This window comes from Isoptericola nanjingensis (assembly GCF_050311635.1).
In the GTDB taxonomy this organism is placed as follows: Bacteria; Actinomycetota; Actinomycetes; order Actinomycetales; family Cellulomonadaceae; genus Isoptericola; species Isoptericola nanjingensis.
Window position 1 is genome coordinate 180,127 of sequence record NZ_JBNOZL010000001.1, and the last position, 13,288, is coordinate 193,414.

The window sequence follows — 13,288 nt, forward strand, 5'->3', positions numbered from 1 at the left end:
GATCACTCGACCCCGAGCAGCACCTCGATCGCGCGGGCGAAGAAGCGGTCCACGGGACCCTCCGCGTAGCCGTCCGAACCCTTGGCCCGGCCGAACGTCGCGGAACGGATCTCCCCGGAGGACAGCGGCTCCTGCCGGTCGAAGTACGCGACGAGCCGGTCGCACAACGCGTCGACGTCGTCGGGGTCGTAGCCCTGCTCGCCGCGCTCGGCCGGGGCGAACTTCTCGCCGTCGGGCCGGCCCAGGCGCCCGTACATCGTGCGGGCGCGGTCCGCCAGCGCGGCCATCCAGGCCTCCTGACCGTGCGCTGCCACGTACTCGGCGCGCTGACGGGCGATGAACGCCGCCTCGAGCCGGTCCAGCGCCGCGTCGACCTCGTGCGTGTCGTAGCCACCGCGCACCAGGTCGAACGTCGACACCTGGATGTCGGCGTGCGACAGGGGCTCCGCGGTGCGTCCCTCGTACGCCTGCCGAGCGTGGTCGAAGAAGTCCTCGACCTCGTCCCGCTCGTACCCGGTGCGCATCGCGGACACCGTGCTGAACAGTGCGCTCACTCGTCCTCCTCGGCCGCCAGCTGCCCGCAGGCGCCGTCGATGTCGCTCCCGCGGGTGTCACGGATCGTGGTGGGGATGCCGTGCCCGCGCAAGCGTGCCACAAACTCGTCCTCGACGGCACGCTCGCTCGCGGTCCAGATCGAGCCGGGCGTGGGGTTCAGCGGGATGGGGTTGACGTGCACCCAGCCGCGCCCGCGGGCGTTGAGCTTCTCCCCGAGCAGGTCGGCGCGCCAGCCGTGGTCGTTCATGTCCTTGATCAGCGCGTACTCGATCGACACGCGCCGCCCCGTCACCTCGAAGTAGCGCCGGGCGGCGTCGAGCGCCTCGTCCACGCTCCACCGGGTGTTGATCGGCACGAGCTCGCTGCGCAGGTCGTCGTCCGGAGCGTGCAGGCTGAGGGCGAGCGTCACCGGGATCTCGAGCTTCGTGAGCTTCTCGATCGCGGGCACCAGCCCCACGGTCGAGACGGTGATGTTCCGCGCCGACATGCCGAAGCCCTCGGGCTGCGGCGCGACCAGCGCGCGCACCGTCTCGAAGACGGCCTTCGGGTTGGCCAGCGGCTCGCCCATGCCCATGAAGACGAGGTTGTTGAGCCGCGTGGGCCCGCCGGGGATCTCGCCCTCCGCGAGCGACCGGTTCGCCGCGCGCACCTGCTCGAGGATCTCCGCCGTCGACAGGTTCCGCGTGAGCCCGAGCTGGCCCGTGGCGCAGAACGGGCACGCCATGCCGCAGCCCGCCTGCGACGACACGCACAACGTGGTGCGGTGCGGGTAGCGCATGAGCACCGACTCGACCTTGGCGTCGTCGAAGAGGTGCCACAGCGTCTTGACGGTCGTGCCGCCGTCGGCCTCGAGGCGCCGGGTGGGGCGGATGAGCTGCGGGAACATCGTGGTCGCGATGGCCTCGCGCGTCTTCGCGGGCAGGTCGGTCATCTGCTCCGGGTCGGACGTGTAGTGCTGGAAGTAGTGCGTCGCGAGCTGCTTGGCCCGGAACGGCTTCTCCCCCATCTCCTCCATCGACGCGACGCGCTCGGCCGGCGTGAGGTCGGCAAAGTGCTTCGGCGGCTTGCCCCGGCGGCGCGGCGCCATCTGCAGGGGCATCGGCGCGGTCTCGTCGCCGGGCCGGACCGCGGGGATCCCGAGGTCGGCGCCGGACGTCGCGGGACGGGCGGTGGTGGGGGGCATGACGGTTCCTTACAGGGCGCCGGGCGGCGCCATGGTGAGCACGAGGTACACGAACGGGGCGGTGACGACCAGCGAGTCGAGGCGGTCCAGCACGCCCCCGTGACCCGGGAGCAGCGAACCCATGTCCTTCAATTCTAGGTCCCGCTTGATGAGCGACTCGGCGAGGTCGCCCACGGTGGCCGTGATCGCGGTGAGCACACCGAGCACGATGCCGAGCACCGGGCTCGCGTCGAGGGCGAGCACCGCGCCCGCGACGCCCACGGCCGTGGCCAGGACCAGCGATCCTGCCAGGCCCTCCCAGGTCTTCTTCGGGCTCACGGTGGGTGCCAGCGGGTGGCGGCCCATCGTCACGCCGGCGATGTACCCACCGGTGTCGTTCGCCACGGCCAGGAGGATGAACAGGGCCACCCGGAGCTCGCCGTCCGGCTGCGCGAGCAGCAGCATGACGAAGCCCGCCAGGAACGGCACGTAGGTGGCCGCGAAGACCGCGGCCGCGCAGTCGCGCAGCGCCTGCGGCCCGGGGCCGTCCAGCACCCGCCAGACGACGACGGCGCCGACGGTCAGCACGTACGCGACGAGCAGCGCCTCGGGCCCCGCCGTGTAGGCCGAGACCACCATGCCCGCGCCGCCCACGAGCAGCGGCAGGATCGGTAGGTGGATGTCCCGGCGGGCGAACGCCTGCCGCAGCTCCCACAGCGCGGCACCGACCGCGACCGCGGCGACGGCGACGAACGGCTCCGGCCGGAACCACAGGGACGCCGCGACGCCGACGAGCAGCAGGACGCCGACCGTGATGGCCACGGGGAGGTTGCGGCCGGCGCGCGACGACGTCGGGTCGGCCGCCCCGCCGGTGGCCGGGTCGAGCGGGGACGCGTCCTCGCCCGGTTCGAGGGGATGGGTCACCATCAGACCTCGAGCAGCTCGCTCTCCTTGCCGGCGAGCAGCACGTCGATCGCGTCGACGTGCTTCTTCGTCAGCGACTCGAGCTCCTTCTCCGCCCGGGTGACCTCGTCCTCGCCGGCCTCGCCGTCCTTGACGATGCGGTCCAGCTCCTCCTTGGCCTTGCGGCGGACGTTCCGCACGGAGATGCGGGCGTCCTCCGCCTTCGTCTTGGCCATCTTCACGTAGTCGCGGCGACGCTCCTCCGTGAGGGCGGGCATGACGATGCGGATCGCGTTGCCGTCGTTCGACGGGTTGACGCCCAGGTCGGACTCGCGGAGCGCCTTCTCGATGGTCGTCATCGAGCTCTTGTCGAACGGGGTGATGAGCACCGTGCGCGCGTCCGGGATGTTGAACGACGCGAGCTGCTGCAGGGGCGTCGGGGCGCCGTAGTAGTCCACGGTGATCTTCGAGAACATGCCCGAGTTGGCGCGACCCGTGCGGATCCCCGCGAACTCCTCCTTGGCGACGTCGATCGCCCTGTCCATCTTCTCCTCGGCCTCGAGGAGGGTGTCGTCGATCACCGGTGCTCCATTCTCGTCGTCGTGCGTCGTCGTGCTGCTGAAGTGTCGTACGGCTGGTGCGGCGTCAGTGGGTGGTGACCAGCGTGCCAATCTTCTCGCCCAGCAGCGCGCGGGTCACGTTACCCGGCTCCTCGAGGCCGAAGACACGCATCCGCACGTCGTTGTCGCGGCACAGGGACAGCGCGGTGGCGTCCATCACGTTCAGGCCGCGCACCAGGGCGTCGGTGTAGGTGAGGTGCTCGAGGCGCTCGGCGTCCGGGTCCGTGCGCGGGTCGGCCGAGTAGACGGCGTCCACGCCGTTCTTGCCCATGAGGACCTCGTCGCAGTGCGTCTCCAGGGCACGCTGGACCGACACGGTGTCGGTGGAGAAGTACGGCATGCCGGCGCCCGCGCCGAAGATGACGACGCGACCCTTCTCCAGGTGCCGGATCGCGCGCAGCGGGATGTACGGCTCGGCGACCTGTCCCATGGTGATCGCGGTCTGCACCCGCGTCTTGACGCCGTCCTGCTCGAGGAAGTCCTGCAGCGCGAGGCAGTTCATCACCGTGCCGAGCATGCCCATGTAGTCGGCGCGCGCCCGGTCCAGGCCCGCGCGGGAGAGCTCGGCGCCGCGGAAGAAGTTGCCGCCGCCGGAGACGATCGCGACCTGCACGCCCTGCCGGACCGCGTCGCCGATCTCCTGGGCGATCCGCCGCACGACGTCGGTCGCGAGGCCCACGCTGCCGCCCCCGAACGTCTCGCCGGAGAGCTTGAGGAGCACGCGGCGCGCGGGTGCGGTCTCGCCCGTCGCCCCGCCCGTCGCCTCACCCGTCGTGGTCGTCGGCTCGGTCTGGTTGGTCTCGGTCACGTGCGTCACCGTCGCTCTCTGATCTGTTCCGCATGCCCTGCGGCATGTTCCGCGTCCGCCGGCCGTCGCGCTCGACGGACCGGCAGGTCGGGCGGGTGCGCGCCCGGTGGTCCTGTGTCGCCCTCCGCGCATCCTGGCACCGGACGGCGGCTCCCGCCCCGTCAGCGGGCGGGCGCGGGCGGGTACGCGAAGGCCCGACCGCACCGCGCACGGTGCGGTCGGGCCTGAGCGCTGGGAGGCGTCAGCTGCCGACGCGGAAGCGGACGAAGCCGAGCAGGGCGCCGCCGGTGGTGGCGACGTGCTTGGCGACGGTCGTCTTCGTGTCCTTGGCCAGCGGCTGGTCCACGAGGACGGCGTCCTTGAAGAAGCCGTTGAGGCGACCCTCGACGATCTTCGGGAGCGCGGCCTCGGGCTTGCCCTCGGCGATCGAGACCTCGCGCGCGATCTCGCGCTCCTTCTCGACGACGTCCGCGGGGACGTCCTCGCGGGACAGGAACCGGGGCGCCAGCGCGGCGATGTGCTGCGCGACGTCCTTGGCGACCGGCTCGGCGGCGTCGTCGGTGGCGACGAGCACGCCGATCGACGGCGGCAGGTCCTTGGCCGTCTTGTGCAGGTAGGTCGTCACCTTGGGGGCCTCGAGGCGGGCCACGCGACGCAGCACGACCTTCTCCCCCATCGTGGCGCCCTGAGCGGCGATCGTGTCGGCCACGGTGCCCTCGGCGGCCGGGGCGGCGAGGCCGGACTCGGCGTCCGTGGCACCCGCGGCGGCGACGGCCTCGAGGACCGCGTCGGCGAGCGCGATGAACTTCTCGTTCTTGACGACGAAGTCCGTCTCGGCGTCGAGCTCGATCATCGTGGCGACCTGGCCGGCCGCGGAGTCGGCGACCTTGACGGCCACGAGGCCCTCGGTGGTCGCGTTGCCCTCGCGCTTGGCGGCGCGGGCCAGACCCTTCTTGCGGATGATCTCGATCGCCTGGTCGGTGTTGCCGTCAGCCTCGTCGAGCGCCTTCTTGACGTCGAGCATGCCGGCACCGGTGCGCTCGCGCAGCGCCTTGATGTCAGCGGCGGTGTAGTTCGCCATGGATGTCCTCCGTGCTGGTTCGAGGTCCGCCCGGACCCGGTCGGGGTGCCGGGCGGAGTGGGTCGTGCGGCGGTCCGCGGGCCGGTCACCCGGGGGTGACCGGCCCGCGAGGACTCACTCGGACTTCTCGGCGGCCTGCTCGCCCTCGGCGGCAGGCGTCTCCTCGGCGGCGGGGGCCTCCTCGGCAGCCGGGGCGGCCTCGGTCGCCTCGGCGGCCGGCGCCTCCTCGGCGGCGGGGGCCTCGGCCTGCGCGGCCTCGGCACCGGCCAGGAGCTCGCGCTCCCACTCGGCCAGCGGCTCGGCCTCGGCGGTCTCCGCGGCCTCGCCCTTCTTGCCGGAGTGGCGCTGCAGCAGGCCCTCGGCCGCGGCGTCGGCGATCACGCGGGTGAGCAGCGTGACGGAGCGGATCGCGTCGTCGTTGCCCGGGATGGCGTAGTCGACGTCGTCGGGGTCGCAGTTGGTGTCGAGGATCGCGACGACGGGGATGCCCAGCTTCTTCGCCTCGTTGACGGCCAGGTGCTCCTTGTTCGTGTCCACGATCCAGACCGCCGAGGGGGTCTTGGCCATGTCACGGATGCCGCCCAGCGTGCGCGCGAGCTTGTCCTTCTCGCGACGCAGGACGAGGAGCTCCTTCTTCGTCAGCGCCGAACCGGCGACGTCGTCGAAGTCGATCTCCTCGAGCTCCTTGAGGCGCTGGAGGCGCTTGTGCACGGTGGTGAAGTTGGTGAGCATGCCACCGAGCCAGCGGTGGTTCACGTACGGCATACCGACGCGGGCGGCCTGCTCGGCCACGGGCTCCTGCGCCTGCTTCTTGGTGCCGACGAACAGGATGCTGCCGCCGTGGGCGACGGTCTCCTTGACGAACTCGTAGGCGCGGTCGATGTACGACAGCGACTGCTGCAGGTCGACGATGTAGATGCCGTTGCGCTCCGTGAAGATGAACCGCTTCATCTTCGGGTTCCAACGGCGGGTCTGGTGTCCGAAGTGGACACCGCTCTCGAGGAGCTGGCGCATGGTCACGACGGCCATGACACGTCCTTTCGCCGCGTGCGCCGGATCCTCCGGGCTGCACGCGCGTCGGGCGACCGGGCTGCTGCTGCAGGCTCCGGTCGCGGTACTCGGTTCGTCGGTGACGGGCATCGGGCCCGGCACCCCTGGCGTCACGCCGGGTCGGCACCGTTCCCAGGGGAACCCGGGGACGGACCGCTGCCGACGCGGCCGCACCCTGCACCCGGCGGGCCGGGTCGCGGGGCGCGTGCGTGACGCGCGATGTCGACCGGTTCGCGTCCGCTCCCCCGGCCGGCGAGCCCGCAGGACGTCGAGGACGGTCCACGGGATCCACCGGGATGATTCGGGAGGGCGAGGCGCAAGCCGATCGCGGCAGCCAGTCTACCCGACGGTTCCGGGCCTCTTCGCCCAGCCACCGCCGGCCTCGTCCCCGGTCGCGAGCTCCACCGTCCGACGACGCACCTGCGCGGCAGCACCGCCAGGAGCCTGCCCCCAGTCGTAGCCCGTCCACAGGATGCCACGGCGCCCCGGCGGCAGGGGCACCGGCCCCGCCAGTCTGCTCGCATGACCGCTCACGGCACGACGCAGCGCAGGACTCCGGACCGCACCACGCCGCCTGGTCCCACGGCCGCCGGCGGCGGTGGCGCGACCGGCGTCGTACCGGCCGCGCGGGTCGCGCGGGTCGCCTGGGTCGCGTGGCTCGCAGGGCTCGTCGTGGTGACGGCCGCCGGCCTGCCGGCGGGCGCGGCCGCCCCTCCGGGCGGCCCGGAGGGTTCGCGTCCGGCCGTCGAGGGCTGGACGCGCCCGGTGCCGGGGGACGTCGCGCACCCTTTCGACCCGCCCGCCGAGGAGTGGGGAGCCGGCCACCGCGGCGCTGACCTCGCTGCCGGGGTCGGCGAGGAGGTGCGGTCCCCCGGCGCCGGGATGGTGTCGTTCGCCGGGCAGGTCGCGGGCAAGCCCGTCGTGGTGGTCGAGCACCCCGGCGGGCTGCGCTCCACGTTCGAGCCGGTCACCGCCGTCGCGCGCCGCGGGGACGCGGTGGCCGCCGGCGGGGTCGTCGGCACGCTCGCCGCTGTGCCGGGCCACTGCGCGCCCGCCGGGTGCCTGCACTGGGGCGTCCTGCGCGGCGAGCTGTACCTCGACCCGCTCGCTCTGCTCGGCGAGGCGCCGCCCGTCGTGCTGCTGCCGGGCGCACCCGCCCGGGCGGCGGCGTGACGTCGCCCGGGCCGCCGGCCCCCTCACCGGTGCACCCCGCACGGTCAGCCCTCGCGGGCCCCCGGCCCCGGGACCTGCAGCACGCCGTCCACGCGCCGGACGACGCCCCAGGGGTCGTCGTCGCGCAGCGGGGGCGGCAGCCGGTGCTGCGGCGCGTCCTGGTACGCCACCGGTCGCAGCCACCGCCGGGTGGCTGTCGCGCCCACGGACGTGTGCTGGGACGTCGTCGCGGGGTACGGCCCGCCGTGGTGCTGCGCCCAGGAGACCGCGACGCCGGTGGGCCACCCGTCGAACAGCACCCGGCCCGCGACGGCGCGGCAGGCCCGCACCAGCGCGTCGACGTCCTCGGCGTCCTCGGCGTGGACGGTGGCCGTGAGGCTGCCCGGCAGGGCCGCCAGCAGCGCGGCGAGGTCCGCACGGTCGGCGTAGCGCACGAGCACCGTGAGCGGCCCGAAGGTCTCCTCGAGCAGGGCCTGCGGCGCGGCGAGCACCGTCGCGACGTCGGCGTCCACCACCAGCGGCCCGACAGGAGCGGGCGCCGCGTCGGTGCCCGTCCCGCCCGACGGGTGCCCCGTCAGCAGCCGCACCCCGGCGGTGCCGAGCACCTGCGCCGCGCGGGCGTCGAACCCCGCCCGGATCCCCGGGGTGAGCATCTCCCCCGGCTCCGGGGGCACCGCCGCGACGAGGGCCGCGTCGAACTCCGGGGAGGCCGGGACGGCCACGAGCCCCGGCTTGGTGCAGAACTGCCCCGCCCCCAGGGTGAACGACGCGGCGAGGCCCGCGGCGAGGTCCGCACCGCGGGCGGCGAGCGCCCCGGGCGTCACGACCACCGGGTTGAGGCTGCCCAGCTCGCCGTGGAAGGGGATCGGGTCCGGACGGCGCGCGGCCCGGTCGAAGAGCGCCCGCCCGCCCGGCACGGAGCCGGTGAACCCGACGGCGCGCACCGCCGGGTGCTCCACGAGCGCCGTCCCTGTCTCGAACCCCTCCACGAGCGCGAACAGCCCCGGGGGCGCGCCGGCCCCCTCGAGGGCGGACCTCACCACCTCCGCCGTGGCCCGCGACAGCTCCGGGTGCCCCGGGTGCGCCTTGACGACCACCGCGTTCCCGACGGCGAGCGCCGAGGCCGTGTCGCCGCCCGCGACCGAGAACGCGAACGGGAAGTTCGACGCCGCGAACACGGCCACCACCCCGAGCGGCACCAGCATCCGGCGCAGGTCGGGCACCGGCGGTACCCCGGCCGGGTCGGGGTGGTCGATCGTCACCTCCAGGCAGGAACCCTCCAGCGCCACGGCGGCGAAGAGCCGCAGCTGGGCGGTCGTGCGGGCGAGCTCGCCCGCCAGCCGGGCCTCGGGCAGGTGGGACTCTCGCCCCGCCAGCGGGAGGAGCGCCGGGGCGGCGGCGTCCAGCGCGTCGGCGACCGCCCGCAGCCACCTCGCCCGGGTGCGCGGGTCGGACTCCGCCGCGGCATCGGCCGCGCGCCCAGCCGACCGCAGGACGTCGTCGAGCGCCGCGGCGGTCGTCTGGCCACCGGTCGTGTCACCGGTCATGTCTCCCCTCACATCCATGCCGTCGACCCGTCGGGGCGACGGGGCACGCGACGCTCCCAATGCACCCAGTCGTCGTCGCGCAGGGCGTCCTCGTCGATCGTCACGCCCCAGCCAGGACGCTCGGGCCGCAGCTCGAGGTGCCCGTCCACGGGCTCGTAGGGATCGGGGCACCACGACACCGCGTCCGGCTTGTACTCCAGGATCGAGAAGTTGGTCGTGGCGGCGGCGAAGTGCACGTTCGCCGCGGTCGCGAGCGGGCCGAGGGGGTTGTGCGGCGCGACGGGCACGTAACGGGTCTCCGCGAGCGCGGCGATCTTGAGCATCGTCGTGAGCCCGCCCACCACGCAGATGTCGGGCTGCACGATGTCGGCCCCCTGCGCCGCGAGGAGCGCGTCGAACTCGTGGGTCGAGTACAGCGACTCCCCCGTCGCCAGCGGCACCGGCATCTGCTCGCGCACCCGCGCCCACGCCGGGACGTGCTCGGGGCGCAGGGGCTCCTCGAGGAAGAGCGGCTCCCAGGGCGCGAGCGCGCGGCCCAGCTCGACGGCCTGGTGCGGCTCCCAGAGGCAGGCGTGCGCGTCGAACGCGAACTCCCAGTCGTCGGGGTGCGCCTCGCGGACCTCGCGGAAGTACTCCCCGGTCTCGCGGGCGAGCGCGCCGAAGCGACGCCGGTGGAGGTCGCCCCGGTAGGGGCTGAGCTTGAACGCCGTGAACCCGTGCGACGCGTGCAGCGCCCGGGTGCGGTCCACCAGCTCGGTCACGTCGGGCGCGGAGTACAGCCCCGCGTAGACGCGGACGCGGTCCCGCACCGCCCCACCGATGAGCCGGTAGACCGGGAGCCCCGCCGCGTGGCCCGCGACGTCCCAGAGGGCGTGGTCGATCGCCGAGATCGCGGCCAGGCCGAGGGCACCGGGCGGGAACCGGGAGGACTGCCGCAGCAGCTCGTTGACGAAGGACACCCGGGTGGCGTCCACGCCGCGCACCCGGTCGGCCAGGTACTCCAGCAGCGGCGGGAACGCGAGGTCAGGGCCGTGGTTGTACACCTCCGACCAGCCGACGACACCGCCGGCCGTCGTGATCTTCACCAGGACCCGCGGCCGGTCGCCGACCCGCTGGAGGAACGTCTCGAGGCGGTCGATCCGCAGGTCCGTGCCGTTCGGGCCCGTCATGCCACCCGCTCCTCGCCGGCGGGCGCGGCCCAGGCGGCGACCGCCTCCCGCACCTCGCGCCGCGCGGCCTCGTCGAGCACGTGGCTGGGCGGCCGCACCGAGCGGTCGCAGAGCCCCGCCAGGTGCATGGCCTCCTTGACGACGGACACGTTGTCGGCGGACCCGTGCCGGGCCCGCAGCGCCTCGAAGGCCCGGATCTGCCGCGACACCCGCGCCACGGTCGCGCCGTCCCCGGCGCGCAGGGCCTCCAGCAGGGCGAAGGAGACCTCGGGCGCGACGTTGACCAGCCCGGAGGTGAAGCCGCGGGCGCCCGCCTGCCAGTAGGCCGGCGCCCAGGACTCGGCCAGGCCCGCGATCCACAGCAGGTCGTGCCCGGCGTCGTCCCGCACCGCGGCGAAGTGCACCGGGTCGGGTACCGAGTACTTCAGGCCGACGACGTTCGGGGCACGGCGCACCAGCTCCGCCACGTGGCGGCCCGCGACGGCCGTCGTGCTCACGTACGGCAGGACCGCGAGCTCCGGCACCGCGGCGGCGACCGTCGCGTTGTAGTCGACCCACCCGTCGGGCGACAGGTACGGGACCACGGGCTGGTGGATCATCACCGCCTGCGCCCCGTGCGCCGCCGCGTGGCGTGCGTCGGCGACCGCGGTCTCGAGGTCGAGGCCCACGCCGGCGACCACCACCGTGTCGGGCCGGCGGGCCCCGGCGACCACCTCCAGGACGCGGCGGCGCTCGGCGGGCGCGAGGGCGTAGAACTCGCCGGTGTTGCCGTTCGGCGTGAGCACGGTGACGCCGGCGTCGAGCAGGCGGTCGGCGAGCAGGGCGGTGCGCTCGGTGTCCACCCGGCCCTGCGGGTCGTACGGCACGACGGGGATGCCCACCACCGTGGCCAGGCGGTCGCGCAGGTCGGTCGGGTCGGTCGGATCGGTCGGATCGGTCAGGTCGGGCATGGTCATCGACGGGACTCCTCGGGGACGGTGTCCTCGACCTGGTCGAGGGTGGTGACGGGCTTGATGCGGACCCAGAAGGCGTAGACGGCCGCGCTGACGAGGCAGCTCACGGCCGCGAAGACCATGGGGCCGAGGTACGACCCGGTCGCGGTGAGGAACAGGCCGATCGCGATCGGGCTCACCAGGTTGCCGAGCTGGGAACCGAAGTTCTGGAAGCCGGCGATCGAGCCGACCTGGTCCGGGTGCTCCGCGACCTCGGCCGGGAGGCTGAGGATGGCGGCACCGGCGAACGAGTGGGCCGCGTTGGAGAGCGTGAGCACGACCATGAGCAGCACGTTGCTCTCGATGAACGGGCTGAACCCGATGCTCGCGCTGAGCACCAGGCCCGCGATGATGGGGATCTTGCGGGCCCGGTTCGTGGAGATCCCCGCCGCGAGCATCCGGTCGGAGACGATGCCGCCGAGCACGGTCGACCCGATCGCGATGACGGCCGGGAGAGCGCCGACCATGCCGAAGTCCGCCTCCGAGAACCCGCGGTCGTCGAGCAGGTAGCTCGGGTACCAGGTGAGGAAGAACGCGCCCGCGAGCGAGCGGAAGACGTAGCCGGTGGTGAGCGCCCACACCTGGCCGTTGCGCACGAGCCCCCGCCAGGACACGGCCGGCCGCTCGTCCGCGGCCTCCACCATCTCGCCCTGGTCGGAGCGGATGTGGCGCAGCTCCTCCTCCGACACGCGGGGGTGCTTCTCCGGCGCGCGGTAGATCGCGAGCCAGCCGACGATCCACATCAGGCCCACGACGCCGATGAGCACGAAGGCGCTGCGCCAGCCCGCGAAGACCGCGAGCGCCGTGACGAGCGGCACCGACAGCGCCGTGCCGATCTGCTGCCCCATGTCGAACAGGCTCGACGCGAAGGCCCGCTCACGGCGCGGGAACCACTTCGAGACGACCTTGACGTTCGCCGGCTGCACCGGTGCCTCGCCGATGCCCAGCCCGAGCCGGAACACGATAACGCTCCCCACGCCGGTCGCGAGCGCGGTGAGGGCCGTCCAGACCGACCACCAGCCCACGGCGATCGGGTAGATCACCCGCGGGCCGAACTTGTCGAGCAGCCAGCCGGACGGGATCTGGAAGAGCGCGTAGGTCCAGAAGAAGCTGGACAGCAGCACGCCCTGGACGGCCGGGCTGATGTGGAACTCGTCGGACATGAAGGGCATGGCCACGCTGAGGGCCGCCCGGTCCAGGTAGGCGATCGTCAGGCCGAGGGCCGAGAACCCGACGATCGACCAGCGCATCCGGCTGCGTCGCCGGGCGCCCGCGGCGGCCGGAGCCGCGTCGGGGCGCGTGTCATGATGAAGCATCGTCGCTCCTTGGGGTGGCGGTGGCGCTCCGGTCGGAGCGCCCTGATGAGGGGCACGGGCCGGGATCTTGGCGGAGAACGGCCCGTGCCTCGGCGCCGACCGTCGGCGGTCGGCACGTCTGGTGCGGTCAGTGGTTCGGGTCAGTGGTTCGGGTCATTGCGGGTCATTCAGGTCACTGCGGCGCCGGCGCGATGTCGTGCTTCGGGAGCCGGTCGAGGAACGCCGCGACGTGGCCCCGGACCAGGTCCGCAGCCTCCTCCGCTCGTCCCTCCTGGGCGGCGCGCAGGATCTCGTCGTGCTCCGCCGCCTCCGTCTCCCACGACGCGCGGTGCGCCCAGGCCGCGACCGACACGAGCGACGTCTGGTCGCGCAGCCCGTCGAGAGAGGCCACGAGCAACGGGTTGCCGCAGCCGCCGTACAACGCGCGGTGGAACTCGCGGTTCGCGGCGCTGCGCGCCACGCCCCCCTCGGCCTCCCGCGCCCGCTCGAGGGCACGCTCGGCGGCAGACATGCGGCCCCCGGCGGCGACCGTGCGGCGGACGGCCTCCGGCTCGAGCAGCAGGCGCATGTCGTACACCGCCGCGGCGTCCTCGTACGACATCTCGCGCACCGTCGCGCCCAGGTACGGGCGGATGACGACGAGCCCGGTCCCCTCGAGGGTCTTGAGCGCCTCGCGCACCGGCGTCTTGGACACGCCCAGCTCGCGCGCGAGGTCCGTCTCGACCAACGGGCTCCCTGCCGCCAGGTCGCCGGAGAGGATCGCTCCCTTGATGATCTCCAGCACGTGGGCGGTGCGGGAGGGTGCGACCACCTGTGCCTGCAGCGGCGCCATCCTGACCTCCTGTCTCGTATCTCATATATGAGATACCAGAGAGCGTAGGGGTGCGGCGGACGACCTGGCAAGTCCCGTCC

Annotated in this window: 13 protein-coding genes; 1 reads left to right on the forward strand and 12 read right to left on the reverse strand. The window is 73.7% G+C overall.

The window, feature by feature from the left end; all coding sequences use genetic code 11:
* Nucleotides 1–2: 2 nt before the first annotated feature.
* From ACQP6G_RS00805 to rpsB, 7 genes are all read right to left on the reverse strand, one after another.
* Nucleotides 3–554 carry a DivIVA domain-containing protein gene (locus tag ACQP6G_RS00805; RefSeq protein ID WP_429762277.1) on the reverse strand — a complete coding sequence of 184 codons (552 nt, stop codon included), beginning with the start codon at nucleotides 552–554 and terminating at the stop codon, nucleotides 3–5.
* Nucleotides 551–1,738 (reverse strand): dual-specificity RNA methyltransferase RlmN, encoded by a 1,188-nt coding sequence (rlmN, locus tag ACQP6G_RS00810; RefSeq protein ID WP_460624557.1) that lies wholly within the window; start codon nucleotides 1,736–1,738, stop codon nucleotides 551–553. The genes ACQP6G_RS00805 and rlmN overlap by 4 nt, the downstream gene beginning before the upstream one ends.
* Nucleotides 1,739–1,747: 9 nt before the next feature.
* On the reverse strand, nucleotides 1,748–2,539 hold the full coding sequence (locus tag ACQP6G_RS00815) for a phosphatidate cytidylyltransferase (RefSeq protein WP_429762677.1): 792 nt from the start codon (nucleotides 2,537–2,539) through the stop codon (nucleotides 1,748–1,750).
* Between the two features lie 104 nt (nucleotides 2,540–2,643).
* The gene (gene frr, locus ACQP6G_RS00820; RefSeq protein WP_429762278.1) at nucleotides 2,644–3,201 is read right to left on the reverse strand and encodes a ribosome recycling factor; all 558 of its coding nucleotides are present in this window, start codon (nucleotides 3,199–3,201) and stop codon (nucleotides 2,644–2,646) included.
* A gap of 64 nt (nucleotides 3,202–3,265) precedes the next feature.
* Nucleotides 3,266–4,057 carry a UMP kinase gene (gene pyrH, locus ACQP6G_RS00825; RefSeq protein ID WP_429762279.1) on the reverse strand — a complete coding sequence of 264 codons (792 nt, stop codon included), beginning with the start codon at nucleotides 4,055–4,057 and terminating at the stop codon, nucleotides 3,266–3,268.
* Between the two features lie 232 nt (nucleotides 4,058–4,289).
* Nucleotides 4,290–5,129, reverse strand: coding sequence for a translation elongation factor Ts (gene tsf, locus ACQP6G_RS00830; RefSeq protein ID WP_429762280.1), 840 nt, complete (start codon nucleotides 5,127–5,129; stop codon nucleotides 4,290–4,292).
* Between the two features lie 114 nt (nucleotides 5,130–5,243).
* Nucleotides 5,244–6,158, reverse strand: coding sequence for a 30S ribosomal protein S2 (rpsB, locus tag ACQP6G_RS00835; protein WP_429762281.1), 915 nt, complete (start codon nucleotides 6,156–6,158; stop codon nucleotides 5,244–5,246).
* A 543-nt stretch (nucleotides 6,159–6,701) separates the two neighbouring features.
* On the opposite strand from rpsB, the gene ACQP6G_RS00840 reads away from it, so the two are divergent.
* The gene (locus ACQP6G_RS00840) at nucleotides 6,702–7,352 is read left to right on the forward strand and encodes a murein hydrolase activator EnvC family protein (protein ID WP_429762282.1); all 651 of its coding nucleotides are present in this window, start codon (nucleotides 6,702–6,704) and stop codon (nucleotides 7,350–7,352) included.
* A gap of 44 nt (nucleotides 7,353–7,396) precedes the next feature.
* Here ACQP6G_RS00840 and ACQP6G_RS00845 read toward each other — a convergent pair whose 3' ends face one another.
* The 5 genes from ACQP6G_RS00845 to ACQP6G_RS00865 form a co-directional block, all read right to left on the reverse strand.
* Nucleotides 7,397–8,899: an aldehyde dehydrogenase (NADP(+)) gene (locus tag ACQP6G_RS00845; RefSeq protein ID WP_429762283.1), complete on the reverse strand. Its 1,503-nt coding sequence runs from the start codon at nucleotides 8,897–8,899 to the stop codon at nucleotides 7,397–7,399.
* Nucleotides 8,900–8,907: 8 nt separating this feature from the next.
* On the reverse strand, nucleotides 8,908–10,068 hold the full coding sequence (locus tag ACQP6G_RS00850) for a mandelate racemase/muconate lactonizing enzyme family protein (protein WP_429762284.1): 1,161 nt from the start codon (nucleotides 10,066–10,068) through the stop codon (nucleotides 8,908–8,910).
* Entirely contained in the window at nucleotides 10,065–11,024 is a 960-nt protein-coding gene (locus ACQP6G_RS00855) for a dihydrodipicolinate synthase family protein (RefSeq protein ID WP_429762285.1), read from the reverse strand. Before ACQP6G_RS00855 ends, ACQP6G_RS00850 begins: the two co-directional genes overlap by 4 nt.
* A complete protein-coding gene (locus ACQP6G_RS00860) occupies nucleotides 11,021–12,376 on the reverse strand; it encodes an MFS transporter (RefSeq protein WP_429762286.1) in 1,356 nt (451 codons plus the stop codon). The genes ACQP6G_RS00855 and ACQP6G_RS00860 overlap by 4 nt, the downstream gene beginning before the upstream one ends.
* Before the next feature lie 172 nt (nucleotides 12,377–12,548).
* Complete coding sequence (locus tag ACQP6G_RS00865) at nucleotides 12,549–13,208, reverse strand: GntR family transcriptional regulator (protein ID WP_429762287.1); 660 nt, start codon at nucleotides 13,206–13,208, stop codon at nucleotides 12,549–12,551.
* Nucleotides 13,209–13,288: the final 80 nt, after the last annotated feature.

Bases quoted from the DNA above. Each gene is read 5' to 3' on its own strand.
- rpsB (WP_429762281.1), bottom strand. From the start codon at position 6,158: ATGGCCGTCGTGACCATGCGCCAGCTCCTCGAGAGCGGTGTCCACTTC.
- ACQP6G_RS00855 (WP_429762285.1), bottom strand. From the start codon at position 11,024: ATGACCATGCCCGACCTGACCGATCCGACCGATCCGACCGACCCGACC.
- tsf (WP_429762280.1), bottom strand. From the start codon at position 5,129: ATGGCGAACTACACCGCCGCTGACATCAAGGCGCTGCGCGAGCGCACC.
- ACQP6G_RS00840 (WP_429762282.1), top strand. From the start codon at position 6,702: ATGACCGCTCACGGCACGACGCAGCGCAGGACTCCGGACCGCACCACG.
- ACQP6G_RS00850 (WP_429762284.1), bottom strand. From the start codon at position 10,068: ATGACGGGCCCGAACGGCACGGACCTGCGGATCGACCGCCTCGAGACG.
- rlmN (WP_460624557.1), bottom strand. From the start codon at position 1,738: ATGCCCCCCACCACCGCCCGTCCCGCGACGTCCGGCGCCGACCTCGGG.
- ACQP6G_RS00860 (WP_429762286.1), bottom strand. From the start codon at position 12,376: ATGCTTCATCATGACACGCGCCCCGACGCGGCTCCGGCCGCCGCGGGC.
- ACQP6G_RS00865 (WP_429762287.1), bottom strand. From the start codon at position 13,208: ATGGCGCCGCTGCAGGCACAGGTGGTCGCACCCTCCCGCACCGCCCAC.
- ACQP6G_RS00845 (WP_429762283.1), bottom strand. From the start codon at position 8,899: ATGACCGGTGACACGACCGGTGGCCAGACGACCGCCGCGGCGCTCGAC.